Genomic DNA, 24,824 nt, shown 5'->3' with positions numbered 1-24,824 from the left:
GTGAACAAGCGAGCAGGTTTGGCCCGTTCATGCGCCGAGGGGGCGGCATGAGCAGGGCGTCCCGAGCGCACCAGCGCCTCGCGGTCCGCTACTTCGACGACCGCATCCTGCTCACGGACACCTGCGCTTGGGCGTACTTCCGCCTTCCGACGGTCAGCTACGAGTTCGTCACCCCCGATGAGCGGGAGGCGCTGGCCACCAACATCACGATCGCGCTGGCCGCGATCCGGATGCCCGACGCCGAGGTGCACCTGAGGGTGGCGCACCGGACATATCCGGCGGCGGAGTGGGCCATGGCGTTGAACGCCACCTCCGACGAGGGGCCCGGCTGGCGCGACTACCTGGAGGAGATGTACCGGCACGTCTGGGCCAAGGACTTCTGGTCCAAGGAGATCTATCTCGGCGTGCGGCTCGGCCCGCGCGGCAAGCAGCTCGGCAGCGGGGTGCTGGCCCAGTTGTTCGGCTTCTACCAGAAGACCGAGCGGGCGCTGGGCATGGAGGACGGCCACGTACCCGACAGTGAGATCGGGCGGTGGACCGAGCAGGCGGAAAGGCTCGGCCGAGCGCTCGCATCGAGCGCCCTCTACGCCCGTCACGCCACCTCCGTCGAGGTGGCGTGGTTGTTCCAGCACTCGGCGGCCGGCGCGGTCGGCGATCCGCAGCCGTCGGCGAGTCCGCGGCGGCGCTGGGGCAAGGGCGAGATCGAGTCGCTGGTCGAGGGTGAGATCCACAACGGCAGGTCGCTGCTGCGCATCGTGCAGCCGCAGGGCGAGTCCTACGTCGCCCACCTGTCGTTCGCCCGCTTCCCCGACCTGATGCCGTTCCCCGACGGTGAGCCGTGGCTGCACTTCGCCGACCAACTGCCGTTCCCCGTGGAGGTCTCCTCCCGGATGCGGCTGATCCCGCCGGTCAAGGCGTCCAGGGACGTGGCGCGCAAGCTGGCCCACGCCCGTGACATGGACCACCACATCCGCGAGGCCGGGGCGGAGGCGCCGCTGGCGCTGGCCGAGCAGATCGACGCGGCCCGCATGCTGGAGCACGGCATCACGAAGGAACGTCTGCCCTTCGTGTACGGCTGGCACCGCCTGATCGTGTCGGCCCCGAGCGAGGACATCTGCGTGCAGCGCGTCGAGGCGGTCGTCGAGCACTACCGTGACATGGGCATCGACGTGGTCAACTCGACCGGCGACCAGTTCTCGCTGTTCCGCGAGTCGCTGCCGGGCGAGAAGGTGGGCGTCAACGCCTACGCCCAGCGTCAGCCCCTGCGGACGATCGCGGGCGGCATGGCCACGGCCACCGTCGACCTGGGCGACCGGCTCGACGACGGCAGTGAGGGCTGGCTGGGCCCGTACATCGGCGAGACCGTCGGCAGGGCGCGCAGCATCGTGCACTTCGACCCGCTGGTGGCGGCCACCCGCAACCGGCCGACCGCCATCGCGATCACCGGCGAGCCCGGCGGCGGCAAGACCACGCTCGCGCTGCTGATGATCTACCAGATGGCGCTGCGCGGCGTGACGGTCGCGGTGATCGACCCGAAGGGCGACGCGGAGTCCCTGGTGCAGTTGCTGGACAAGCGCGGCCGCAAGGCCCGCATCATCCCGCTCGGCTCGGCGGCGCCGGGGCTGCTCGACCCGTTCTCGTTCGGCGACGACATCGCGGCGAAGAAGACCATGGCGACCGAGACGCTGCGGCTGCTGCTGCCCCGCATGTCGGAGGAGCGCGAGTCGGCGATGATCCAGGCGGTGGCCGCCGTGTCCAACGGCGACGACCCCTCGCTCGGCAAGGTCGTGGACTTCCTGGAGCAGGCCGACGACCCGGCGTCGAAGAACCTGGGCGCCGTGCTGCGCTCCATGTCGGAGATGCACCTGGCCCGGCTCTGCTTCGACCCCTCGGGCGGCGACCAGATCGACAGCGAGGGCTGGACGACCGTGTTCACGCTGGGCGGGCTGACGCTGCCCGACGTGGCGACGGGCCGGGAGGACTACTCCTACGAGCAGCGGCTGTCGGTGGCGCTGCTCTATCTGGTCTCGCAGTTCGCCCGGCGGCTCATGAACGGCCTCGACCGGCGCGCCCCGAAGGCCATCTTCCTCGACGAGGCGTGGGCGATCACCTCCACGCCCGAGGGCGCCAAGCTGGTGCCCGAGGTCAGCCGGATGGGCCGCTCCCGCAACACCGCTCTCGTGCTGGTCTCGCAGAACGCGGGAGACCTGCTGAACGAGCAGGTGACCAACTGCCTCTCGTCCGTCTTCGCATTCAGGTCCACCGAACGAGTGGAAGTGGATCACGTGATGTCCCTGCTCGGGGTCGAGTCGTCGGAAGAGCACAAGGCCGTGCTGCGTTCGCTCGGCAATGGTGAGTGCGTTTTCCGCGATCTGGATGGCAGGGCGGGCCGGATCGGAGTAGACCTGATCTCTGAGGAACTTCTCCGCTGGCTCGACACGAACCCGACACACGACAAACCCGACGGCACCGGGCATGATGATCTTCAAGGGGGCGTGGGCAGGGCGCAGGAGGTACGGTCATGAAGATCCGGCTATCGCGGCGACTATCTCTGGCGCTCGCTCTCGTCACCGCCGTCCTCGTGGTGCCCGTCGTGGTGGGCGGCCTGTCCACGCCGGTCGCCGCGGCCCCTTGCGACCTGTCGGGCCCGATCCAGCCGGAGATGATCGGCAGCGGCACCGACGGCCTGATCCAGCCACCGCCTCCCGAGGGCGGGCCGCAGCCGGTGACCACCAACTACGGCCAGTTCGGCATGAGCGGCCAGTTCTGGCACACGCACGAGCTGACCTGCTCCGACTACGTGGCCGTGCTCGGCAACATGTGGGCCAACGGCGTCTTCACCGCGGCCAAGGCCGTCGACCGGCTGACGATCACCACGTACCAGGCCGCGGCGACCGAAGGGCCGCTCCAGTCCATCAAGGACGTCGTCGACGACATCGTCACGAGTCTGTCCACCGCCATGTACTGGCCGTACCTGCGGCCCATCGTGATCCTCGGCGCGATCTGGCTGGCCTGGTACGGCCTCATCCGCAAACGTGCCACCACCACCGCAGAAGGCGTGATCTGGATGGTCCTGGCGGTCACCGTGGCCGTCTGGTTCTTCAGCAGGCCCGGCGACTTCACCGGCCTGGGCAAGGTCGTCACCGACAAGACCGGCGAGGTCGTCAACTCGGCCTTCTCCGGCCTGCCCGGCGCGGGCGGGGCCTCCTGCCTGCCGCCGCCGGGCCAGGCCAACCCCCAGGTCAAGGCGGGCGGCTACGGCCAGACCGGCACGCCGGGGGTCGAGCAGAACGCCGACGCGCTGTGGTCCACGCTGGTCTGCAAGCCGTGGCTGGTGGGCCAGTTCGGCACCGCCGACCCGCAGCAGCCCATCGTGCGCGACTGGGGCCGCAAGATGCTGGAGTGGCAGTCGGTCCCACCGGCCGTGGCCGGTCAACCGGCGCCTGACGTGGGGGCCCGCCAGTCGGAATACTCCGCGCTGGCCGACAAGCTCAGGAACGACCCCCGCTACGCCGCCTTCTCCGGCCGCGACTGGTCCAACCGGCTCGGCGTGGCCGTGGGCGCGTTCATCGCCGCCCTGGTGGCGGGGACGCTCATCTTCCTGGTGGCGGTCTCGCTGCTGGTGCTGAAGGTGGGATTCCTGCTGCTGCTGATCCTGGGGCCGATCTTCCTGCTGATCGGCGTCCATCCGGGCAGCGGGCGGATCATCGCCATGCGCTGGGTGGAGATGCTCATCGGCACGCTGCTCAGACAGGCCGTGCTGACGATCGTGCTCAGCGTCCTCGTGTACGGCTACGCCCTCATCATCTCCACGGCCATGCCCTGGGGCTTGCAGGTGCTGTTCATGGCCCTGCTGACGATCGCGGTGTTCTTCTACCGCCGGCCGTTCCAGCACCTGTTCGCCTCCATGAACGGCCACACCGTCGCCACCCGCATGCTCGGGGAGGCGGCCAGCTCGTCCGTGCTCGAACGCTCCGCAGGCGCGCTGCCGCCGGTCGCCTCGGCCCGCATCGGCCGCTGGGGCCTGCGCAAGGCCGAGCCGCTCATCAGGGCGGCGGGCGCGGCCAACCCGGCGGGAGCGGCGGCCTCGGCGGCCGCCGGACAGGTCCGGGTACGCGGCGAGGAAGGCGAGGGCGCCGCCTCCGGCGCCAGGATCCCGGCCACGGCGGCGCCGCTCGACACCGACGCGCAGGGCGGCAAGGCCGGCCGGACGCCGCTCGAACCCCGCAAGGGCACCGCGCCGCCGCTCAACCTGGGCACGCCCGCCCGTAACCGCGGGGCCACGGCGGCCGGTGGTCCCCGGGCCGCGAGCGCGTCCGGCACGGGAACGTCGGGCGGCTCCGGTGGGTCCGGCGGCTGGTTCGGCGGTGCGTCCGGTGGTGGCTGGGCGCGGCGCGGTGGCTCCAGCGCCTCTGGTGGGTCGTCGCGCGGGTCGCGCTTCGGCGGCGGCTCGGGTGGTTCTGGCGGCTCGGGTGGCTCCGGCGGCTCGCGGTCCGGCGGGTCGGGTGGCTCCCGGTTCGGTGGCGGCGGATCGCGCTCGGGCGGCACGCGGTCGCGTGGCTCCGGCGGCGGGCTGTTCGGCGGCGGATCAGGCGGTTCGGGTGGTTCGGGCCGCTCTGGTGGCTCGGGCGGCTCCGGTGGTGGGCTGTTCGGCGGTGGCGGTGGCGGTTCCGGTGGCGGTTCCGGGGGTTCCGCGCGTTCAGGTGGATCGCGGTCCGGTGGCGGCAACTCGTCCGGATCCCGGATCTTCGGCTCCGACGAGCCGTCGTCCCGCAGCTCCGAGGCACCCCCGCTCTGGCTGCGTAGCAGCCGCAACGGTGGTGGCTCCGGGGGTGACAACCCTTTCGTGCCCTTCTGGCTCAAGCCGAGCAACCCGGACAAGGACTAGAACATGGCTCAGCCAGGTGACAGGCGCGGGGTGGCCTTCGCCGCCATCGTCGTGGTCATCGCAGCGGTCGGCATCTACCTGACGATGTGGCCGGACTCGTCCGACCAGGACGAATCCAGTCCGCAGGCCGCCCGCGTCACCACCTCGGCCGTGCCGTCGAGCACGCCGCTGGCGACCGCCAGCGCCGCGCCGTTCGACGTCTACTCCTTCCTGCCGATGTCGAAGGAGCAGCTCGCCGCGGCGGCGGACCTGGCCGAGCGGTTCACCGCCGCGTACGGCACCTTCCGTTACGACGAAGATCCGGCGACGTACGCGAGCCGGGTGAAGGCGTACACGACGGCCGAGCTCGGCAACATCCTGACCAGGACGATCACCTCCGCTGGCACCGTGGAGCAGAACCGCGACGACGAGATCGTCTCCACGGCCACCGCCAGGCTGAAGGAGATCAGGCAGATCGACAAGTCCTCCATCGTCTTCCTGGTCACCGCCAGCAGGCAGGTGGCCGCCAAGAGTGGTCCGAAGCAGTACAACGAGGAGTTCGCCGTCACGGTAAGTCAGTCAGGGGCGGACTGGCGGATCTACGAAATCCTGCCGTCCTCCGATGGTCAGGAGGGGGATCCCTCAGGGTGAAACTCTCGCGAGCACGTCTTGCCGTGGTGATCGGCCTCGCCGGGATGCTCCTGCTCGTCGCGGTCATCGTGTCACCGATGCTGCTCATGTCGATGCCGTCGTTCCTCGGCAACGGCGGCGTCTCCGTCGACTGCGAGGACACCGCGCAGGTGGAGGACGCCTCCGACTCGGCCTCTGCCGACATTCCCGGCGAATACCTGGATCTGTACAAGGAGTACGGCAAGGAGATCGGCGTCCAGTGGAACATCCTGGCCGCCGTGGGCAAGCGTGAGACCGACCACGGCCGGTCCAGCCTGCCGGGCGTCAAGAGCGGCACCAACTCGGCGGGCGCGGCCGGGCCGATGCAGTTCCTCATCTCCACGTGGGGCGGCAAGGCCAGGATTCCGGTGTCGTCGACGTTCAACGGGTACGCCTCCGACGGCGACGACGACGGCGTGGCCGACGTCTACAACCCGGCCGACGCCATCCTGGGCGCGGCGAAGATGCTCAAGCGCAACGGCGCCCCCGAGAACGTGCGGCAGGCGCTGTTCGTCTACAACCGGGCCTGGTGGTACGTCGACCAGGTCGAGGAGATCGCCAGGAAATACGCCAAGTCCGGCGCCGTCAAGGTGCCGCCGCAGGCGTCGGAGGACTGCGACGAGCCGCTGGTCGAGGCGGCGCCCAACGACGTCGTGGCCAAGATCCTGCAGTACGCCCTCGCGCAGCGCGGCAAGCCCTACCTGTGGGGCGGGACGGGGCCCGACTCGTTCGACTGCTCGGGCGTCATCTACGCGGCCTACCAGCAGGCCGGGCTGTCGATCCCGCGTACGACGTTCGGGCAGTGGCCGTTCGGGATCAAGGTGTTAGAGGGCGAGGAGCAGCCGGGTGACCTGGTCTTCTTCAACGCCGGACCGGGCACGTCGGCTAACAACCCCGGCCACGTCGGGCTGGTCGTGTCGAAGGGCAAGATGCTGGAGGCGCGCTGCCGGCTGTGCGGGCCGATCAAGGTCACGAGCTACCAGGCCCGCGTCGGCCGGGTCGGCTTCACCCGGCCCCTGCAGAACCCCGATGTGCTGGAGCAGCTGAAGAAGCTGCAGAATCCTTCCCTATGAGGACGTTCACTGTATGAGCGAGATCGTGGTCGTGGCCGCGGTGATCGTGGACCAGGAGGGACGGGTGCTGGCCGCGCAGCGCGCCCAGCCCCCGGCCCTCGCCGGTGGCTGGGAGTTTCCCGGGGGCAAGGTGGATCCGGGGGAGAGCGAGGCGGTGGCGCTGGTCCGGGAGTGCCGCGAGGAGCTCGGCGTGGAGATCGAGGTGGGTGAGCGCGTCGGCGGGAACTGGCCGCTGGCCGAGGGGTATGTGATGCGCGCCTGGCTCTGCTCCCTGATCTCGGGCACCCCGGAGGCCAAGGAGCATCTGGCGCTGCGGTGGCTGGGGCCTGACGAGTACTACGACGTTCCCTGGCTGGGGGCCGATCTGCCCGTCATGAAGACCGTGGAGAATCTGCTGCTTCGGGATTAAAGCATCCCCCTCTGCGACACAATGACTACTAGGCGTAGTTTGTCGTGGTGGGGGAGTGGGCGGGATGCGGCGTGGCTGGGTCATTGCCGGGGCGCTGGTCTTGGCCGCGGTGCCCGCCGTACCGGTGGTGGCGGCGGCCGGGGTGTCGCTCGTGATCGAGCGCCTTCCGGGGGCCGGCGGGGACGTGCAGCGGTTCCGGGTGCGGCTTGACGGGGTGGGCAAAGGGGTCGAGGTGGCGGTGGCGGTCAGCCCCGCTGAGGCGTTGACGGAGGTGACCTGCGCGCCGGAGACCGCCTTGGCGGGTGGTCCTGAGGTGCCGGTCTCGGACTCCGACGCGGCCGGGGCGGTGGCCATGCGGGCGCTGACCGGCGGGGATTCGGTCGTGACTCCGGGGGTGCGGGTGTGCGCGCTCGGGAAGGTCGCGGGTGAGCGGGCCGTGGAGGTCGCGGTCACCGCGCCGGCGGGGGACACGGAAGTGGTGCTCGCGGCGGTGGCCAGGTTGCGGGATCCGGCGGGCGGCGGGCTGACGACCGTGACCAGGACGGCCGCCGTCCAGGGGACGCCTCTGACGGCTCGCACGATTCCGGCGGCATCCGCCCGTCCGATCGCATCCGCCCGTCCGATGGCGTCCGCCCGTCCGGCAGCGCCCACTCGTCCGGCCGCGTCCGCTCGTCCGATGGCGTCCGCTCGTCCGGCAGTGCCCGCCACTCCGACGGCGCTCGCCACTCCGACGGCCGTGGTCACCTCGCAGGGCGCTGGGGGCGTCGCCGTACAAGAGCGTCCCAGCGCCACCGAGCGGGCGCTGCTCGGCGCCACCGAACGGGTGCGGCCCAGGGCCACGGAGCGGGCCGCCGTGAGCCGTGAGGGGCAGGCTCGGGGCGGCGTGGCCTCGCCGGGGCCCACCGTCGCCGTGGTCACGCCGCAGCCGCTCGCGAGCAGTGCGACGCAAGAGCTGACCGCGCCCCTGCCCAGTGTGGTCCCTCAGATCAGCGTGGCGCCTCTGGTCAGTGCGGCGCCTCTGCCCAGTGTGGCCCCGAGCGCTCTGTTCTCGTCCGAAAGCGGAGAGGCACCATGGCCCTGGGATATGGCGATGTCAACACGTCCGGTCGAGCCCGCCGGGTGGGTCAGCCCGATCGACGGCCCTCGGGCTCTTCCCATGGTCGCCGCAGGTATCGCGGTACTTCTGGGGGCCCTGTGGCTTTTTGTCACGGTACAACGAGGAGGTAGCCGTAGAAAGGTGTTGTAAATCCGTCTTTACTGTTACTTTTACCCGGCTAGTATTCCCTTGACCAAGGTTCCGGGACTACGCGGAGGACAACGGTGGCACGCACACGAGCGACAGCCGTGTCCGCAATCGTCCTGGCGCTCGGGCTCACCGGCGCCGGAGCGACCCCGTTCATCGTGCAGAGCGCGAGTGCGTCGTCCGTGGCGGCGTACGATCCGGTCGAAGGCTGCGACGTCGACGTCGAGACGTGTGAAGAGACCACGCCGGAGACGACCGTCACGACCACCATCACCGCGCCGACTCCCGAAGAGGAGCCGGAGACGACGATCACCAAGACCGTCACCGCGACTCCGACGAAGACCACCAAGTCGCCCACGCCGAAGAAGAGCACCACCCCGCCTCCGGCGAGCACCCCCGCGAGCACTCCGGACAACCCGCAGCCGCTGCCCACGCAGAGCGTCGAGGTGCCGCCCGCCACGTCCAGCACGCCCACGACCGAGCCGTCGGTGGAGATGCCGGCGATCGCGCCGAGCGAGTCGCTGCCCGCCACGACGTCCGCGCCGTCCGAGTCGCAGGTCGCCTCCTCCTCCGAAGAGGTGCCGCTCGAACTGCGGGCCGGCACGCCGGAGTTCGACCAGCGCACGCTGACGCAGCGGCTGAGCATCCCGGCCCTGGTGCTGGTCCTGCTCGCGCTCTTCGCGGTCCTCATCTTCGAGGGACGGCTGCGCCGCATGGCCCACGCGGCGGCGGTGCGCAAGGCCGGGCCGCACGCGGGCGCGGGCCAGCCGAACGCGGCGCCCATGGGCGGCGGCTACCCGGCGGGTCCCGGCTACGCCACGGCGGGCTTCCCCGCTCCGGGCTATCCGGGCGGCACGGCGTACGCGCCGATCATCAGCTTCGTGCCCGTGCAGACCTACCCGAGCGGCCCGCCCCAGTACGCGGACCCGAACCACCCGTACCCGCCCCAGGCGTACGTCCAGGAGCCGCCCACAGCGCAGGCCCCGCCGCCGGAGCCCGTGGTGCTGCACCCGGACGACTTCGACTCCTACAACCACGAGCCGCCCGTGTCCCGCGAGCGCGACATGTTCGAGCCGCTGGTCCCGGCGGAGCCGCCGCCCTCCGACATTCCGCCGGGCGGTGCGACCCCTTACGAGGACGGCGTCCACGACCAGCAGCTCGGCGCGGCCTCGGCGGCCGAGCCTGGCGACTCCGAGCCGTGGCAGCAGCAGCCCGGGTCGCTGTTCGAGCCGGCGTCCAAGCCGTCGCACGACCAGCCGTCCTACGACCCGCCGCCGTACGTACCGGCCGACGAGGACGTGACCGCGGTCACGCCGCTCCCGGAGCCTCAGCCGCCGCAGGAGCCCACCAAGGAGATGCCGGACCCGAAGCGCAGGCGCTTCGGCCGCAAGAAGTAGCCAACGCGAAAGGGGGGCCGGACGTCCGGCCCCCCTTTCGCGTTGGAGCTACTTGCTCGAACGCTTGAAGATCTTGTTGCCGAGCCAGACCAGCGGGTCGTACTTGCGATCGACCACGCGCTCCTTCATCGGGATCAGCGCGTTGTCAGTGATCTTGATGTGCTCGGGGCAGACCTCGGTGCAGCACTTGGTGATGTTGCAGTAGCCGAGCCCGTGCTCCTCCTGGGCCGAGTCCTGCCGGTCGGCCACGTCATAGGGGTGCATGTCCAGCTCGGCGATCCGCATGAGGAAGCGGGGACCGGAGAAGTTGGTCTTGTTCTCCTCGTGGTCACGGATCACGTGGCAGACGTTGTTGCACATGAAACACTCGATGCACTTGCGGAACTCCTGCGACCGCTCGACATCGACCTGCTTCATCCGATATTCGCCGGGCCGCACCCCCTCCGGAGGCGTGAAGGAGGGGATCTCCCGCGCCTTCTGGTAGTTGTACGACACGTCGGTCACCAGGTCCTTGATGACCGGGAACGTCCGCATCGGCGTGACCGTGATGGTCTCGTCCTCCTCGAAGGTGGACATGCGGGTCATACAGCCCAGCCGCGGCTTGCCGTTGATCTCCATGCTGCAGGAGCCGCACTTGCCCGCCTTGCAGTTCCAGCGCACGGCCAGATCGGGCGCCTGCGTGGCCTGGAGGCGGTGGATGATGTCGAGGACGACCTCACCCTCGTTCACCTCGACGGTGAAGTCCTCGAGCTTGCCCTCGCCGCCCTCACCGCGCCAAACCTTGAACTTTGCCTTGTAACTCATGCCTTCTTCATCCCGTCGAATTCGGCGATCTCTTCGTCGGTGAGGTACTTCTTCAGCTCGTCCCGGTCGAAGAGGGTGATCAGGTCCTCGCGCATGGACGGCTGGACCTGCTCCTCGACCTTGACCGTGGAGCCGTCCTCGGTGGAGCAGACGAGCACCTTACGGCGCCATTCCGGGTTCATCCCGGGGAAGTCGTCGCGGGTGTGCCCGCCGCGGCTCTCCTCACGCAGGAGCGCGGCGCGCGCCACGCACTCGGAGACGAGCACCATGTTGCGCAGGTCGATCGCGAGGTGCCAGCCGGGGTTGTAGATGCGTGAGCCGGCCGCGCCGACGAGCTGCACGCGCTCCCTGAGCTTCTCCACGACCCCCAGGGCCTCGGAGACCTCCTCGGCCTTGCGGATGATGCCGACGAGGTCGTTCATCGTGCGCTGGAGCTCGTTGTGGACCTCGTAGGGGTTCTCGCCGCTGCGGCCCAGAGGCGCCAGCGCCTCCTCGCGCGCGGACTCGACCTGCTCCGGCTCGACCTTGGGGCGGGTGGCCAGGCCGTCGATGTACGAGGCCGCGCCCGCGCCCGCCCGGCGCCCGAACACCAGCAGGTCGGACAGCGAGTTGCCGCCCAGCCGGTTGGAGCCGTGCATGCCGCCGGAGACCTCACCGGCCGCGAACAGCCCCGGCACCGCGGACACGCCGCTGTCGGCGTCCACCTCGACGCCGCCCATGATGTAGTGGCAGGTCGGGCCCACCTGCATGGGTTCGGCGGTGATGTCGACGTCGGCCAGCTCCTTGAACTGGTGGTGCATCGACGGCAGCCGCTTCTTGATCTCCTCGGCGGGCAGCCGGGTGGAGACGTCGAGGAAGACGCCGCCCTGGGGTGAGCCGCGACCGGCCTTGACCTCGGCGTTGATCGCGCGGGCCACCTCGTCACGCGGGAGCAGCTCCGGCGGGCGCCGGTTGTTGGCCTGGTCGGTGTACCAGCGGTCGCCCTCCTCCTCCGTGGTGGCGTATTTGTCCTTGAAGACGTCGGGGATGTAGTCGAACATGAAGCGCTTGCCCTCGGAGTTGCGCAGCACGCCGCCGTCACCGCGGACCGACTCGGTGACGAGGATGCCGCGCACCGACGGCGGCCAGACCATCCCCGTGGGGTGGAACTGGATGAACTCCATGTTGATGAGGTTCGCGCCGGCGAGCAGGGCCAGGGCGTGGCCGTCGCCGGTGTACTCCCAGGAGTTGGAGGTGACGACGTACGACTTGCCGATGCCGCCGGTGGCCAGGACCACGGCCGGGGCGTCGAACAGGATGAGGTTGCCGGTCTCGCGCCAGTAGCCGAACGCGCCGGAGATCGCGTCGCCGTCCTTGAGCAGGCGGGTGATCGTGCACTCGGCGAAGACCTTGATGTAGGCCTCGTGGTCGCCGTGCGTCTCGTAGTCCTCCTGCTGGAGCGCTACGACGCGCTGCTGCAGCGTACGGATGAGCTCCAGCCCGGTACGGTCGCCCACGTGTGCGAGCCGTGGGTATTCGTGCCCGCCGAAGTTCCGCTGGCTGATCTTGCCGTCCTTGGTGCGGTCGAACAGCGCGCCCCAGGCCTCCAGCTCCCAGACGCGGTCGGGCGCCTCCTTGGCGTGCAGCTCGGCCATCCGCCAGTTGTTGAGGAACTTGCCGCCCCGCATGGTGTCACGGAAGTGCACCATCCAGTTGTCGTCGGAATTGACGTTGCCCATCGCGGCGGCGGCGCCGCCCTCGGCCATGACCGTGTGCGCCTTGCCGAACAGCGACTTGCAGACGATCGCCGTCTTCTTACCCTGCTGGCGGGCCTCGATCGCGGCCCGCAGGCCGGCGCCGCCCGCGCCGATGACGACGACGTCGTACTCGTGACGCTCTGTGTTTAGCGAGTTTTCCACTGAAGACGGTCCTTACGCGTACGGGAAGACGATGATGCCCTTGGCCACCAGGCGGACGTACAGGTCGGCGCCCATGACCGAGAACATCGAGGCCCACGCGAGGGGCTGGTGCTTGGCGTTGAGCTTGGAGACGAACGTCCAGGCCCGGTAGCGCAGCGGGTGACGGGAGAAGTGGTTGAGCCTGCCCGCGGTGATGTGCCTGCAGGAGTGGCACGACAGCGTGTAGGCGTTGATCAGGACGGCGTTGAGGATCAGGATCCAGGTGCCCAGGCCCAGCGGCTTGTGGATGAGCGCCAGGACCGCGTCGTAGGCCAGGACGAGGCCGATCACGATGGCCGCGTAGAAGAAGTAGCGGTGCACGTTCTGCAGGATGAGCGGGAAGCGGCGCTCGCCGGTGTACTTGCCGTGGGGCTCCTGAACGGCGCACGCGGGCGGCGACAGCCAGAACGAGCGGTAGTACGACTTGCGGTAGTAGTAGCAGGTCAGCCGGAAGCCACCGGGCAGACCGAGGATCAGCAGCCCCGGCGGCAGGGTGTACCAGTCGCCGAAGGGGGCCAGCCCGAACAGCCGCGCGCCCTCAGGGCAGGACGTGGCCAGACAGGGCGAGGAAAATGGCGCTATGTAGGGATCGAGGAAGTAACTTCCGTCGAAGATGGCCCACACGCCGTAGACGAGGAACGAGCTGAGCCCGAGGAACGTCAGGAGCGGGACCAGCCACCATCTGTCTGTGCGCAGGGTGCGCACCTTGATCTGCGCACGCTGCCTTCTGACCGGGGCTTCGGGCGTCGTCTGGGTCATCGCGGACCTCTCCACCTCCCGCGGACCCGTCGCGCAGGGGGTCCGTGGTTTCGTTTAGCTGGGCGCGCGGACGGCGGTATCCGCTCAGGCGCGCGTTGGTGGGGGATACGTTACGACGACGGGATCGAGATTTGTGAGCGGGGTCACTCACTTTTTCGATGACCGGCTGTGATTCCTGTCACGTAGGCCCGTCAGGGGCCTGCCCTTGGACCGGCAACTTAACCACAGTCACGAAAAAATCATCTATTTGGCGGACAACACGGATAAATTGCTCGAAATCCACCGGCTTCGAGACATATGCATTGGCGTGCAGCCGGTAGCTGTGCAAGATGTCCTCCTCCGCCTCCGAGGTCGTCAGGATCACCACCGGGATCGTCCGCAGCGTGGCGTCGGCCTTCACCTCCCGCAGCACCTCCATGCCGCCCATCCGCGGCAGATTGAGGTCGAGCAGGATCAGGTCGGGCCGCGGCGCGTCGGCGAAGCCCTCCTCCCGCTGCAGGAACGCCATCGCCTGCTCGCCGTCGTTGACGATGTGCAGGCGGTTGCGCACCTTGTTGAGGTCGAACGCCTCCTTGGTGAGCAGGATGTCTCCCTGGTCGTCCTCGACCAGAAGCACCTCGATGGGGCGCCAGCCGTTCATCTCTCGTCTCCCGTCGCGGGTATCGTCCAGCGGAACGTCGCACCACGGCTCTCCGCGTTGCCGTCGAGCCACAGTTGCCCGCCGTGATACTCGACGATCTTCCGGCAGAGCGCCAGCCCGATGCCGGTGCCGGGGTAGACGTCGCGGGCGTGCAGGCGCTGGAAGATGAGGAAGATGCGGTCGGCGTACTTGGGCTCGACCCCGATGCCGTTGTCGGCGCAGCTGAACTCCCACATGTCGCCCGAGCGCGCGACGCCGATGTGAATGCGCGGCGGCTCCTCCGAGCGGAACTTGACGGCGTTCTCGATGAGGTTCTGGAAGAGCTGGGTGAGCTGCAGCGGGTTGCCGTACAGCCGGGGCAGCTCGTCTCTGGTGACGGTGGCCCCGGTGTCGTCGATCGTGGCCGAGAGGTTCTCCAGTGCCGTGTCGAGCGCCTTGCCCGACTCGATCGCGGTCTTCTCGCCGGTGACGCGGCCGACCCTGGAGAAGTCGAGCAGGTCGTTGATCAGCAGTTGCATGCGCTTGGCGCCGTCGACGGCGTAGTGGATGTACTGCTTGGCCCGCTCGTCGAGCTGGGAGCCGTAGCGCTGTTCGAGCATCTGGGTGAAGCTGGCGACCTTGCGCAGCGGCTCCTGGAGGTCGTGGCTGGCGACGTACGCGAACTGCTCCAGCTCCCCATTCGACCTGCGCAGCTCCTCGGTCTGGTCGGCGGCCACCCGCCAGGCCGAGACGATGCGGGCGCGCATGGAGTCGATGTGGCTGGACAGCTCGGCCAGCTCCGCCGGGCGGTCGACGTGCAGGTCGTGGTCGAAGTCGCCGGCGGCCACCGTACGGACCTGCTCGGTGAGCTGGTCGATGGGCCGCAGCACGGCGTAGCGGACCATGACCCACAGGCCGACGCCGCAGACGAGCAGCACCGCGAACAGCACGATCAGCGCCACGATCAGCCGGTCGAGCTGCGCGGCCACGTCCGGTCTCGGGTTGAGCCGGACGGCTTCGGCGGTCATCGTCATGACGATCGCGCCCCCGGCCACGAACGCGACGCCGGCCGCCGCCCCGATGATGAGGAACCAGCGGCCGACCGGCACCCTGCCCAGCCCGATGGGTTCTCTGGGCGGGGGCAACGGGTGGATGCTCATGCTTTTCTCCTCCGCACCAGGACCACGGCGAGGTCGTCGCTCAGTGTGCCCACATGGGTGATGAGCCTGTCGAGGTCGATGGTGCCGTGCTCGCGTACCAGATTGACCAGGCCGTCGACCCCGAGGAGCCCGTCGGGCTCGCCCACCGCGGCCTCGATCAGGCCGTCGGTGTAGAGCATCATCGACCAGTCGTCGCCCAGCGGCACGTCGATCTCCGACCACTCCACGTCGGCGAAGATCCCGAGCGGCGGCCCTGACGGGGTGCCGTCCGGCAGCGCGACGACGCCCCCGCGCAGCAGCACCGGCGGCGGGTGGCCGACCACGAGCATTCTGGCCCGGCGCAGGTCGGGGGAGATGGTGGCGGTGCACAGCGTGGTGAAGATCTCGGGGGCCTTGCGCTCGGCCCGCAGCAGCGTGTCGAGCGTGCGCAGGAGCGTGTCGCTCGTCTGCCCGGCCAGCACCAGCGTGCGCCAGGCGATGCGCAGCGCCACCCCGAGCGCGGCCTCGTCGGGGCCGTGCCCGCACACGTCGCCGATCACCAGGTGCACCGCGCCGTCGGGCGTCTGCACCGTGTCGAAGAAGTCGCCGGCCAGTGTCCCGCCGCTGCCCGGCAGGTAGCGGGTCATGTGCTCGATGTCCGCGCTGCCCAGCAGTGGGCCGGGCAGCAGGGCGCTCTCCAGCCTGGCGTTCTCGGCGGTGATCAGCTCCGCCTGCACGAGCTTGAGCTGGGCCAGGTCGGCCCGCTTGCGCTCCATCGAGTATCTGATGGACCTGGCCAGCAGCCGCGCGTCCACGTCCTGCTTGACGAGGTAGTCCTGTGCTCCCGCCTGTACGGCGGTGACGCCGACGTGGACGTCGCGCAGCCCGGTGAGGACCAGCACGGCCGCGTGCGGGGCGATCGCCAGCACCTCTTCCAGCGCCTCCAGCCGGTTGGCGTCGGGCAGCGAGAGGTCCACGAGCACGCACTGGATCTTGGGGCTGAGCTGCGCCTTGGCCTCCTGCAGGCTCCGCGCCCGGAAGATCTTCGGGGGCGCGACGGCCTGGTTGAGCAGCTCCTCGACCAGGAAGGCGTCGCCGTCGTCGTCCTCGATGAGGAGCAGCGTCAGCGTTTCCGAGAGATTGGCCGTCACAGACGCCTCTCCGTGCTGTGGGAGCAGTTGCTGCTCATTCTGCGATGAGTTCTACCCCTTGCGGAAGCGTGCCCTCATGCCCTGCTTCTACAACGAAGGAAAGCAAAGTCTCCCTGAAAGCCTGTGCCGCCCTGGTCGGTTCGACGTCCTTGCGGTGGGCCAGGGCGATGGTCCGGCTGAGCCCCGGTGGCGCCAGCGGTGTCCCGGAGAGCCCGGGCCGGCCGTCGAGCACCATCGAGGGAACCACCGCCACGCCGAGACCCGCCTCGACGAACCGCAGCACGGCGTCCATCTCCCCGCCCTGCACCGCCAGCCGGGGTTCGAACCCCGCCTGCCGACACGCCGCCAGCGTAGCCTCCCGCAGGTCGTAGCCGCGCCTGAACATCACCATCGGCCGGCCGCGCAGGTCCTCGATCCGCAGGTACGGGCCCTTCACGTGCGCGTGGGAAGACGAGACGACGACGAGGTTCTCGCGCAGGATCTCCTCGGTCACCAGCGAGGGGTCGTCGCTCTGCAGCGGCATGATGATCAGAGAGAGGTCGAGCTGCCCGCGCGCCAGGGCCCTGATCAGGTCGCGTGAGCCGCCCTCCTCCACCAGCAGCTCGATGCCGGGATACTCGCGATGGAAGCGCGCCAGCGCGTCGGCCAGCAGCCCGGCGCAGAGGGAGGGCGTGGCGCCCAGGCGCACGCGGCCCCTGCGCAGCCCCGCGAGCTGGGCGACCTCCTGGCGGGCGGTGTCGGCGTCGGCCAGGATGCGGCGGGCCAGGGGCAGCAGCGCCTCGCCGGCGCCCGTGAGCGTGACGTTGCCGCGCGCCCGCGAGAACAGCCGCGCGCCCAGATCGTCCTCCAGCGCCTTGATCTGCTTGCTGAGCGACGGCTGGGCGACTCTCATGCGCTCGGCGGCCTGAGTGAAATGCCGGGTCTCCGCCACGGCGACAAAGTACGCGAGCTGCTGAAACTGCATGTGATTTTCCTCGCACCGACCGCGCCGGTCAGGGCCCTGTCAACCTATATTCCAGACATCATAGCCTTTGGCTATCGAAACCAGACCTGTGATGACTTGGACGGATCATTGCTGGATATCTAGCGTCTAAATCGTGACTGCCACGATAGAGCGCGGCGCTGCGACCGCGCCTGTTACCGCTCCCCAGAACTCTCCCAAGAACGCTCCAACGCGGAAGAAGCCGGGCGGGTTCCTGGGCTCGTCGAACGGCAAGAAAGTCGTCATGGCGGTCACGGGTGCCGCGATGGTGGGCTTCCTCGTCCTCCACATGCTCGGCAACCTGAAGATCTTCTTCGGCCGTGACTCCTTCAACGACTACGCCCACTGGCTGCGCACGCTGCTGGAGCCGTTCGCGCCGTACCGCACGGTCCTGACGATCCTGGAGATCGGGCTCGTGGTCGCGGTCGTCCTGCACATGTGGGCCGCGATCTCGCTGTCCCGCCGCGCGGGCAAGGCCCGGCCCGTCAAGTACGTCGCCAAGAAGAAGTCGCAGGCCAACGGCTACGCCACGCACATCATGCGGTTCGGCGGCCTGACGATCGTGCTCTTCCTCGTCTGGCACCTGCTCGACCTGACCTTCGGCGTCGTGAACCCCAAGGGCTTCAACTCGGCCCCCGCCGACCGGATGATCGCCGGCTTCGACCCCTCCCGGTGGTGGGTGACGCTGATCTACTTCGTGGCCGTCGTCATGGTCGGCCTGCACCTGCGGCACGGCATCTGGAGCGCCTTCCAGACGCTCGGCTGGGCCAACCGGACCCGTAACCAGGCCCTGCGCGCCTCGGCCGCGCTGGTCTCCGCGGTCCTGGTGATCGGCTTCCTGGCCCCGCCCCTCGCGATCACGTTCGGAGTTGTGAAGTGAAGTACACCGAAGGTCCCGAGATCAAGGACGCCAAGGCGCCCGAGGGACCCATCGAGGAGCGCTGGGAGAAGCGCAAGTTCTCCGCCAAGCTGGTCAACCCGGCCAACAAGCGCAAGCTCAACGTGATCGTGGTCGGCACCGGCCTGGCGGGCGGCTCGGCCGCGGCGACGCTGGGCGAGCTCGGCTACAACGTCAAGTCGTTCTGCTACCAGGACTCGCCGCGGCGGGCCCACTCCATAGCCGCGCAGGGCGGGATCAACGCCGCGAAGAACTACCGCGGCGACGGTGACAGCATTTACCGGCTCTTCTACGACACGGTCAAGGGTGGCGACTTCCGCGCCCGTGAGTCGAACGTCTACCGGCTCGCGCAGGTCTCGGTGAACATCATCGACCAGGCGGTGGCGCAGGGGGTGCCGTTCGCGCGTGAGTACGGCGGGCTGCTCGACACCCGGTCCTTCGGCGGGGCCCAGGTCTCCCGTACGTTCTACGCCAGGGGTCAGACGGGGCAGCAGTTGCTGCTGGGGGCGTACCAGGCGCTGGAGCGGCAGATCGCGGCCGGGACCGTGACCATGCACACGCGGCACGAGATGCTGGACGTGATCGTCTCCGACGGTCGCGCGCGTGGCGTCATCGTGCGCGACATGGTGACCGGCGAGATCGAGCGCCACCTGGCCGACGCCGTGGTGCTGGCCACCGGTGGGTACGGGAACGTGTTCTTCCTGTCCACGAACGCCAAGGGCTGCAACACGACCGCCATCTGGCGGGCGCACGAGCGGGGGGCGTACTTCGCCAACCCCTGCTACACGCAGATCCACCCGACGTGTATTCCGGTGTCGGGCGAGTACCAGTCGAAGCTGACGCTGATGTCGGAGTCGCTGCGTAACGACGGCCGGGTCTGGGTGCCGCTGCTGAAGGACGACAAGCGGGCCCCTGGCGACATTCCGGACACGGAACGCGACTACTACCTGGAGCGGATTTATCCCGCTTTCGGAAACCTGGTGCCGCGGGACATCGCCTCCCGGGCCGCCAAGAACGTCTGCGACGAGGGCCGCGGCGTCGGGCCCGGTGGCCTTGGCGTCTACCTGGACTTCCGGGACGCGATCGACCGGCTCGGGCGCGACGCCGTCGAGAAGAAGTACGGCAACCTCTTCGAGATGTACGAGCGCATCACGGGTGAGAACCCGTACGACGTGCCGATGCGCATCTACCCGGCCGTCCACTACACGATGGGCGGGCTGTGGGTCGACTACGACCTGCAGTCCACGGTTCCCGGGCTGTTCGTCATCGGTGAGGCCAACTTCTCCGACCACGGCGCCAACCGCCTCGGGGCGTCGGCCCTGATGCAAGGGCTGGCCGACGGGTACTTCGTCCTGCCGACCACGCTCGGCGACTACCTGGCCGCCGGCCCGTTCGGGGACGTCGACGAGGAGGCCGTGGCCGAGGCCGAGATCCGGGTCCGGAGCAAGATCGACCGGCTGCTGGCCGTCAACGGCACCCGTACCCCTGACTCCTTCCACCGCGAGCTGGGCAAGCTCATGTGGGACTACTGCGGCATGGAGCGTACCGAGGAGTCGCTGCGCAAGGCGCTGGAGCGCATTCCGGAGCTGCGCGCGGAGTTCTGGCAGAACGTCAAGGTGAGCGGCACGGCCGAGGAGCTCAACCAGGTCCTGGAGAAGGCCGGCCGCGTCGCCGACTTCTTCGACCTGGCCGAGCTCATGTGCCTGGACGCCCTGCTCCGTACGGAGTCCTGCGGCGGCCACTTCCGGGCCGAGTCCCAGGACGCCGACGGCGAGGCCCTGCGCGACGACGAGAACTTCGCCCACGTGTCGGCCTGGGAGCACTCCTCCAAGGGGCCGGTGCTGCACAAGGAAGCGCTCGAGTACGAGTACGTCAAGATGACCCAGCGGAGCTACAAGTGAACCTGACCCTGCGCGTTTGGCGGCAGAGCGGCCCCTCGGACGCGGGACGCATGGTGACGTACCGGGTGGAGGACGTGTCCCCGGACATGTCCTTCCTGGAGATGCTCGACGTCCTCAACGAGCGGCTCATCATCGAGGGCGACGACCCGATCGCGTTCGACCACGACTGCCGCGAGGGCATCTGCGGCATGTGCGGCATGGTCATCAACGGCGTGGCACACGGCGAGCAGGTCGCCACGACGACGTGCCAGCTCCACATGCGCCACTTCGAGGACGGCGCCACGATCACCATCGAACCGTGGCGCGCGGCCCCGTTCCCCGTCGTCAAGGACCTGGTCGTGGACCGCAGCGCCTTCGACCGGATCATCCAGGCGGGCGGCTTCGTCTCGGTCCCGGCCGGCTCGGCCCCGGACGCCCACAGCGTCCCGGTACGCAAGGAGGACGCGGACTCGGCGTTCGACGCGGCCACCTGCATCGGGTGCGGCGCCTGCGTCGCGGCCTGCCCGAACGGCTCCGCCTCCCTCTTCACCGCCGCCAAGATCACCCACCTGAGCCTGCTCCCCCAGGGGCAGCCGGAGCGCCTGACGCGGGCCAAGGCGATGGTGGACCAGATGGACTCGGAAGGGTTCGGCGGCTGCACGAACACGGGGGAGTGCACGGCGGTGTGCCCGAAGGGCATCCCCCTGGACACGATCGCCCAGATGAACAGCGACTACCTCAAGGCCAACGCCAAGTAGCCCTTGGCGGGTGGGCCCCGCCCCAAAAGGTCTTCGCGCGCCAAGGCGCTCAGGCTGTCCTGCCTGGGCGCCTCCGGCGTCTGGCGCACCCACCCGTGAAGTGGGCTGACGGCGCCTCACCCAGCCCCCGGAGCGCTGCCAAAACGGCCCTCCGGCATCGAGCTGATCACCCGTGGGCCGCGTTTTTGAGGGCCCTTCACCGCTGCGCCCGAAACCCCCAGCCATCCGCGCCCAGCAGGGAGGCTGACAGCCGGTGACGTGACGCTCTCCCCTGATCAGCCCCGGCGGACCTGCACAGCCCATTAAGCTGGGCTGTCCGCAGCGTGACGACGGCATGGCAGCACGGTGAGCGGCTCACGAACCTCACCTGACCGCGCCGTCATCGGCACCAGCGCGCCTGATCGCAGCAAAGGAAGACCGCTGAGCACTGTCACCGCACGCCCCACGATCGGCGCCGTGGTCCTGACCATGAACGACCGGCCCGAGGAGTTCCCCGCCGCCATACGTTCCCTGCTGGCCCAGGACGGCGTTGACCTGGACATCGTGGTGGTCGGCAACGGCTGTGCACCGGACCACGTGCCGGACGGCGTGCGGGCCGTCGAGCTGCCGACGAACGTGGGCATCCCCGAGGGGCGCAACGTCGGCGCCGCCAACGTCAAGGGCGAGCTGATCTTCTTCTTCGACAACGACGCCGTACTGCCCGCCCCCGACGCGCTGTCCCGCCTCGCCGCGGAGTTCAGCCGCGATCCGCGCCGCGCCTTCGTCCAGCCGCGCATCGCCGACCCGGTCACCGGCCTCACCCTGCGCCGCTGGGTGCCCCGCCTGCGTGCCTCCCACCCCGACCGGGACGGCATCGCGACGGTCATGGCCGAGGGCGTCGTCATGGTCCGCCGCGACATGTTCGAGGCCGTCGGCGGGTGGCCCGGCCACTTCTTCCTCTTCCATGAGGGAGTCGACCTGGCCTGGCGGCTGTGGGACCGCGGCTGTGTCGGCCACTACGCGCCGGACGTCATCGTCCATCACCCGGCCACCAACCCGGCCCGTCACGCCAACTTCCACCGTCTCAACGCCCGCAACCGGGTCTGGCTGGCACGCCGCAACCTGCCCGCCCCGCTGATCCCCCTCAACCTCGCCACCTGGGTCCTGGTGGCGCTGTGGCGCCTGCGCGGCCTCGCGGCGTTCCGCGCCTCCCTTGCCGGGCTCGCCGAGGGGCTGCGCGGAGGATACGGCACCCGCGCACCGATGCGCTGGTCCACGGTGGCCCGGCTGGCCCGGGCGGGACGCCCCCCGGTCTGCTGACGGCACCTCACCCCGCGATGATCGGCCGCGAGCCGCTCAGGGCCCTTCGGGGGCTCCCAGACCTGAGATGCGCGAGCCGGTCCGAACAGTCCGTACCCGACTCAGTCGTGCGTCCGCTTGCCCAAGGCGGTCTCGTAGGCACGCATCGTCCGTACGATCGTGGCGCGGTCGGCCGGCGTGAGGTCGGTCAGTACCTCGGTCCACGCCTCCGCGCTGCCCGCCAGCCACTCGCGGATCGGCTCGACGTACCGCGGTGCGATCGCGACCACCCGTCGTCGCCGGTCGGCCTCGTCCTCCTCCCGCGTCAGGACACCACGGCGAGACAGGTCGCCCACCATGAGACTGACGGTCGTCGGAGCGATCTCCAGCCGCTCCGCCAGCCGGCTCACCGTCAGCGAACCGTCGTACTGCAGGTAGGCCAGTAGCGACAGATGGCGCGGCGCGAGATCGAGCGTCCGCAGCGCCTCCGGCATGGGCAGCCGCTTGGCCCGCCCGACGAGCCTGGGCATCAGCAGCAGCATGGCCCGCACCGCCTGGTCGGTGGCCATGCCGTCCGTGTTGTTGACCATCGGGCACCTCGCCGATTACCTTTGACATCAAAGCTAATTTAAGAACAAACAGGAGAGCCACAATGCCACATCTGACGGTCCGAGCCCTGGAGCCGCAGCTCCAGGGCAACGAATCGGCCCTCATCGCCGCGCTGACCGACGCGGTGGCCGACGTGTACGGCGAGTGGGCGCGCGACGTCGCGGTCATCCACCTCGACGGCGTACCCGCCGGGCGGTGGGGCGTGCGAGGCAAGCCGGTCGACGAGGCCGCACCCGCGATCACGTTCGGCATCCGGGCGGCGGCGTTCGACCGTCCCGACAGCGGCGAGCTCGTCGCCAGACTCGTACGAACCGTCACCGACGCCGTCGCCGGCGTCCTTGGGGCGCACTTGCGCGACACCACCTCGGTCGAACTCGTCGCCACCCCGGCCGGCCGCACCGCGATCGGAGGTGTGATCGTCGACGGCTGATCAGCGCACCACGCGGTGGCGGAGGTAGACGACATTCGACTTGAAGGTACGGGTTTCGACGAGTTCGAGATCCACCCGGCGCTCGCGCTGGGCGAAGAACGGAATACCACCACCGACCAGCACCGGATAGACCCTCGCCCGGTATTCGTCGATCAGGCCCAGCGCGGCCGCCTCGGCGGCGAGAGTCGCGCCGCCGATCCCGATGTCACCTTCCCCCGGTTCGGTGCGCAACCGCTCGATCTCCTCCGCCAGACTGCCGGAGGCCAGGCGGGCATGGCCCTGCACCGCCGACAGCGTGGTGGAGAACACCACCTTGGGGAGCGGGTTCCAGAGCGCGGCCCATTCGAGCTCCGCGTCGTCGAGCGATGGGTTCTGGTCGGCGTTCTCCCAGTACAGCATCGTCTCGTACAGCCGTCGTCCCAACAGGTGAACGCCGATCCCTCGGGTCTCGTCGACGGCCAGGCGGAAGACCTCTTCGTCGGGCATCGTCCAGTCGAAGCCGCCGTCCGGCCCGACGATGTAGCCGTCAAGTGAGACGCTCATCGAATAGATCACGTTGCGCATCGGAGTCCTCCTCGGTGACGGGTTCGTCAGTACGACCGCCGCGCGCCGCAGAACTCATCGCGGCTCGTGGGACTTCCTGGGTCCGGCCGCCCCGGCGGCCGGCTCGAATCACGGCCTGGAGGCGTCGCTCCGGAGCTGTGCGGGTTTCGTGGAGATTGTGTGCACTGCGCGGTTACGGTACCGCGCCGCTGTCATGATCTCGATGGCACCTCACCGATGGGATCCGCGATGCCTGCTCGCCCACTCGTCCTGCTGCCCGCTTCGCTCTGCGCGGCGGGCCTCGCGGCTCTGGCGTATTTCCATGACTCCGACCTGGTGCTCTTGAGGGAGCACCTGAACCATCCGTTCGCGTTCGCCGCGCTGGCCTGCCTCTTGATGGCGTGGGCCGCCGCCGTCGGACTGCGGCGGCGGTGGTTACGCGTCCTGATCGTCGTCCTTGCCGCGCTGGGCGCCGCCGGCGCGCTGTTCGTGGGAATGATCGCCCTTGCGTTCACCTCCACCAAGGAGGCCGGCTTCGTTGACGGGCCGGACGCGGTGATGTGGCTCAGCGTCCGCAGGGACGCCGGGCCGCTCAGTAAGGAGTGGGATCTCGCCTGCTTCAACGACGACAACCCCGACGACGCCTTCGACTCGGTCACGTGGACGGGGCCGAGCTCGGTGGAGATCCGGGTGGCCGATGGGCGGACATTCCCCATAACCCTGGACCCCGCCTCGGAACGTCCCCAGACCACCGCCGCCATCGGTTGCTGACAGCGGTCCGCGAGTGGGATTCGCCCTCGCGCATACGTGGTCACAACGGCGCATTATGCTTCTCCGACGATGAGCACGAGCACGAACACAGGCCAGATGCGACCAGGTCAGAAGCCCTCGGGGAGCGACTCGGACCATCCCGTTAAATGGTCGCTGCGTGCCGCCGAGCCGGCGGACGTCGAGGCGATCGCGGAGCTGCGGGCGGTGGTGATGCGCCCGGACCTGGAGCGGTTGGGGCGGTTCGACGAGCATCGGGTACGGCAGCGGCTGCGGGATTCCTACGCCCCGCAGCACGCACGGATCATCATGGTCGCCGGTGCCTTCGCGGGTTGTGTCGCCGTCCGCCCGGCCGAGGATGAGCGATGGCTGGAGCATTTCTTCCTCGACCCGAGCCTCCAGGGCCGGGGGATCGGATCGGCCGTCCTACGGGCGGTGCTGAGGGAGACCGACGCCGACGGCGTGCTCGTCCGCCTGAACGTCCTGCGGGGCAGCGCCGCCCAGCGGCTGTACGAACGTCACGGGTTCACCGTGGAGGCTCAGGACCCCGTCGACGTCTTCATGGCGCGACAGCCGGGTTCGTTGAAGCCCGTCCGCCGGAAGGCTTAGGG

The 24,824-nt window shown here is 69.4% G+C and carries 23 protein-coding genes; 14 read left to right on the top strand and 9 right to left on the bottom strand.

The window, feature by feature from the left end; all coding sequences use genetic code 11:
* Positions 1-47 precede the first annotated feature (47 nt).
* From C4V41_RS35650 to C4V41_RS35620, 7 genes are all read left to right on the top strand, one after another.
* Positions 48-2,525, top strand: a complete 2,478-nt coding sequence (locus tag C4V41_RS35650; RefSeq protein ID WP_103960388.1) for an ATP-binding protein — start codon at positions 48-50, stop codon at positions 2,523-2,525.
* Entirely contained in the window at positions 2,522-4,888 is a 2,367-nt protein-coding gene (locus C4V41_RS35645) for a type IV secretion system protein (RefSeq protein WP_103960387.1), read from the top strand. The genes C4V41_RS35650 and C4V41_RS35645 overlap by 4 nt, the downstream gene beginning before the upstream one ends.
* Before the next feature lie 3 nt (positions 4,889-4,891).
* Complete coding sequence (locus C4V41_RS35640; protein ID WP_103960386.1) at positions 4,892-5,518, top strand: hypothetical protein; 627 nt, start codon at positions 4,892-4,894, stop codon at positions 5,516-5,518.
* Positions 5,515-6,609 (top strand): C40 family peptidase, encoded by a 1,095-nt coding sequence (locus tag C4V41_RS35635; protein ID WP_103960385.1) that lies wholly within the window; start codon positions 5,515-5,517, stop codon positions 6,607-6,609. The genes C4V41_RS35640 and C4V41_RS35635 overlap by 4 nt, the downstream gene beginning before the upstream one ends.
* A gap of 13 nt (positions 6,610-6,622) precedes the next feature.
* Complete coding sequence (locus C4V41_RS35630; RefSeq protein WP_103960384.1) at positions 6,623-7,018, top strand: (deoxy)nucleoside triphosphate pyrophosphohydrolase; 396 nt, start codon at positions 6,623-6,625, stop codon at positions 7,016-7,018.
* Positions 7,019-7,082: 64 nt separating this feature from the next.
* A complete protein-coding gene (locus C4V41_RS62190) occupies positions 7,083-8,264 on the top strand; it encodes a hypothetical protein (RefSeq protein ID WP_160150502.1) in 1,182 nt (393 codons plus the stop codon).
* A gap of 98 nt (positions 8,265-8,362) precedes the next feature.
* Positions 8,363-9,658: a hypothetical protein gene (locus C4V41_RS35620; RefSeq protein WP_103960382.1), complete on the top strand. Its 1,296-nt coding sequence runs from the start codon at positions 8,363-8,365 to the stop codon at positions 9,656-9,658.
* A gap of 48 nt (positions 9,659-9,706) precedes the next feature.
* Here the strand turns inward: C4V41_RS35620 and C4V41_RS35615 are convergent, their stop codons facing one another.
* The 7 genes from C4V41_RS35615 to C4V41_RS35585 all read right to left on the bottom strand — a co-directional run bounded on the left by C4V41_RS35615 (position 9,707) and on the right by C4V41_RS35585 (position 17,031).
* Positions 9,707-10,462, bottom strand: a complete 756-nt coding sequence (locus C4V41_RS35615; protein WP_103960381.1) for a succinate dehydrogenase/fumarate reductase iron-sulfur subunit — start codon at positions 10,460-10,462, stop codon at positions 9,707-9,709.
* Positions 10,459-12,360 (bottom strand): fumarate reductase/succinate dehydrogenase flavoprotein subunit, encoded by a 1,902-nt coding sequence (locus C4V41_RS35610; protein WP_103960380.1) that lies wholly within the window; start codon positions 12,358-12,360, stop codon positions 10,459-10,461. Before C4V41_RS35610 ends, C4V41_RS35615 begins: the two co-directional genes overlap by 4 nt.
* Positions 12,361-12,372: 12 nt before the next feature.
* Complete coding sequence (locus tag C4V41_RS35605; protein ID WP_103960379.1) at positions 12,373-13,158, bottom strand: hypothetical protein; 786 nt, start codon at positions 13,156-13,158, stop codon at positions 12,373-12,375.
* Positions 13,159-13,336: 178 nt separating this feature from the next.
* Positions 13,337-13,798, bottom strand: a complete 462-nt coding sequence (locus tag C4V41_RS35600; protein WP_103960378.1) for a response regulator — start codon at positions 13,796-13,798, stop codon at positions 13,337-13,339.
* The gene (locus C4V41_RS35595) at positions 13,795-14,937 is read right to left on the bottom strand and encodes a sensor histidine kinase (RefSeq protein WP_103960377.1); all 1,143 of its coding nucleotides are present in this window, start codon (positions 14,935-14,937) and stop codon (positions 13,795-13,797) included. The genes C4V41_RS35600 and C4V41_RS35595 overlap by 4 nt, the downstream gene beginning before the upstream one ends.
* Positions 14,934-16,067 (bottom strand): PP2C family protein-serine/threonine phosphatase, encoded by a 1,134-nt coding sequence (locus C4V41_RS35590; protein ID WP_103960376.1) that lies wholly within the window; start codon positions 16,065-16,067, stop codon positions 14,934-14,936. Before C4V41_RS35590 ends, C4V41_RS35595 begins: the two co-directional genes overlap by 4 nt.
* Before the next feature lie 34 nt (positions 16,068-16,101).
* The gene (locus C4V41_RS35585) at positions 16,102-17,031 is read right to left on the bottom strand and encodes a LysR family transcriptional regulator (protein ID WP_103960375.1); all 930 of its coding nucleotides are present in this window, start codon (positions 17,029-17,031) and stop codon (positions 16,102-16,104) included.
* Positions 17,032-17,164: 133 nt separating this feature from the next.
* Here C4V41_RS35585 and C4V41_RS35580 point away from each other — a divergent pair, with 133 nt between their 5' ends.
* The 4 genes from C4V41_RS35580 to C4V41_RS35565 all read left to right on the top strand — a co-directional run bounded on the left by C4V41_RS35580 (position 17,165) and on the right by C4V41_RS35565 (position 21,884).
* Positions 17,165-17,929 carry a succinate dehydrogenase cytochrome b subunit gene (locus C4V41_RS35580; protein ID WP_103960374.1) on the top strand — a complete coding sequence of 255 codons (765 nt, stop codon included), beginning with the start codon at positions 17,165-17,167 and terminating at the stop codon, positions 17,927-17,929.
* Entirely contained in the window at positions 17,926-19,848 is a 1,923-nt protein-coding gene (locus tag C4V41_RS35575) for a fumarate reductase/succinate dehydrogenase flavoprotein subunit (RefSeq protein ID WP_103960373.1), read from the top strand. The genes C4V41_RS35580 and C4V41_RS35575 overlap by 4 nt, the downstream gene beginning before the upstream one ends.
* A complete protein-coding gene (locus tag C4V41_RS35570; protein ID WP_103960372.1) occupies positions 19,845-20,585 on the top strand; it encodes a succinate dehydrogenase/fumarate reductase iron-sulfur subunit in 741 nt (246 codons plus the stop codon). Before C4V41_RS35575 ends, C4V41_RS35570 begins: the two co-directional genes overlap by 4 nt.
* 456 nt (positions 20,586-21,041) lie before the next feature.
* Entirely contained in the window at positions 21,042-21,884 is an 843-nt protein-coding gene (locus C4V41_RS35565) for a glycosyltransferase family 2 protein (protein WP_200824448.1), read from the top strand.
* Between the two features lie 101 nt (positions 21,885-21,985).
* On the opposite strand, the gene C4V41_RS35560 is transcribed toward C4V41_RS35565, so the two are convergent.
* Positions 21,986-22,453, bottom strand: coding sequence for a MarR family winged helix-turn-helix transcriptional regulator (locus tag C4V41_RS35560; protein WP_200824447.1), 468 nt, complete (start codon positions 22,451-22,453; stop codon positions 21,986-21,988).
* A 62-nt stretch (positions 22,454-22,515) separates the two neighbouring features.
* On the opposite strand from C4V41_RS35560, the gene C4V41_RS35555 reads away from it, so the two are divergent.
* Entirely contained in the window at positions 22,516-22,902 is a 387-nt protein-coding gene (locus C4V41_RS35555; protein WP_103960371.1) for a tautomerase family protein, read from the top strand.
* On the opposite strand, the gene C4V41_RS35550 is transcribed toward C4V41_RS35555, so the two are convergent.
* Positions 22,903-23,466, bottom strand: coding sequence for a dihydrofolate reductase family protein (locus C4V41_RS35550; protein WP_103960370.1), 564 nt, complete (start codon positions 23,464-23,466; stop codon positions 22,903-22,905).
* A 228-nt stretch (positions 23,467-23,694) separates the two neighbouring features.
* On the opposite strand from C4V41_RS35550, the gene C4V41_RS35545 reads away from it, so the two are divergent.
* Complete coding sequence (locus C4V41_RS35545; protein WP_103960369.1) at positions 23,695-24,216, top strand: hypothetical protein; 522 nt, start codon at positions 23,695-23,697, stop codon at positions 24,214-24,216.
* A gap of 69 nt (positions 24,217-24,285) precedes the next feature.
* Entirely contained in the window at positions 24,286-24,822 is a 537-nt protein-coding gene (locus C4V41_RS35540) for a GNAT family N-acetyltransferase (RefSeq protein WP_235030576.1), read from the top strand.
* Positions 24,823-24,824: the final 2 nt, after the last annotated feature.

The organism is Nonomuraea solani (assembly GCF_900108335.1).
GTDB lineage: Bacteria > Actinomycetota > Actinomycetes > Streptosporangiales > Streptosporangiaceae > Nonomuraea > Nonomuraea solani.
The sequence above is the reverse complement of the archived record's forward strand: the minus strand, read 5'-3'. Positions and strand labels throughout refer to the sequence as shown.

What these genes read in the sequence shown, in the direction of transcription:
- C4V41_RS35650 (WP_103960388.1), top strand. Translation starts at nt 48, where the DNA reads ATGAGCAGGGCGTCCCGAGCGCACCAGCGCCTCGCGGTCCGCTACTTC.
- C4V41_RS35645 (WP_103960387.1), top strand. Translation starts at nt 2,522, where the DNA reads ATGAAGATCCGGCTATCGCGGCGACTATCTCTGGCGCTCGCTCTCGTC.
- C4V41_RS35640 (WP_103960386.1), top strand. Translation starts at nt 4,892, where the DNA reads ATGGCTCAGCCAGGTGACAGGCGCGGGGTGGCCTTCGCCGCCATCGTC.
- C4V41_RS35630 (WP_103960384.1), top strand. Translation starts at nt 6,623, where the DNA reads ATGAGCGAGATCGTGGTCGTGGCCGCGGTGATCGTGGACCAGGAGGGA.
- C4V41_RS62190 (WP_160150502.1), top strand. Translation starts at nt 7,083, where the DNA reads ATGCGGCGTGGCTGGGTCATTGCCGGGGCGCTGGTCTTGGCCGCGGTG.
- C4V41_RS35615 (WP_103960381.1), bottom strand. Translation starts at nt 10,462, where the DNA reads ATGAGTTACAAGGCAAAGTTCAAGGTTTGGCGCGGTGAGGGCGGCGAG.
- C4V41_RS35605 (WP_103960379.1), bottom strand. Translation starts at nt 13,158, where the DNA reads ATGACCCAGACGACGCCCGAAGCCCCGGTCAGAAGGCAGCGTGCGCAG.
- C4V41_RS35600 (WP_103960378.1), bottom strand. Translation starts at nt 13,798, where the DNA reads ATGAACGGCTGGCGCCCCATCGAGGTGCTTCTGGTCGAGGACGACCAG.
- C4V41_RS35595 (WP_103960377.1), bottom strand. Translation starts at nt 14,937, where the DNA reads ATGAGCATCCACCCGTTGCCCCCGCCCAGAGAACCCATCGGGCTGGGC.
- C4V41_RS35585 (WP_103960375.1), bottom strand. Translation starts at nt 17,031, where the DNA reads ATGCAGTTTCAGCAGCTCGCGTACTTTGTCGCCGTGGCGGAGACCCGG.
- C4V41_RS35560 (WP_200824447.1), bottom strand. Translation starts at nt 22,453, where the DNA reads ATGGTCAACAACACGGACGGCATGGCCACCGACCAGGCGGTGCGGGCC.
- C4V41_RS35555 (WP_103960371.1), top strand. Translation starts at nt 22,516, where the DNA reads ATGCCACATCTGACGGTCCGAGCCCTGGAGCCGCAGCTCCAGGGCAAC.
- C4V41_RS35550 (WP_103960370.1), bottom strand. Translation starts at nt 23,466, where the DNA reads ATGCGCAACGTGATCTATTCGATGAGCGTCTCACTTGACGGCTACATC.
- C4V41_RS35545 (WP_103960369.1), top strand. Translation starts at nt 23,695, where the DNA reads ATGCCTGCTCGCCCACTCGTCCTGCTGCCCGCTTCGCTCTGCGCGGCG.
- C4V41_RS35540 (WP_235030576.1), top strand. Translation starts at nt 24,286, where the DNA reads ATGAGCACGAGCACGAACACAGGCCAGATGCGACCAGGTCAGAAGCCC.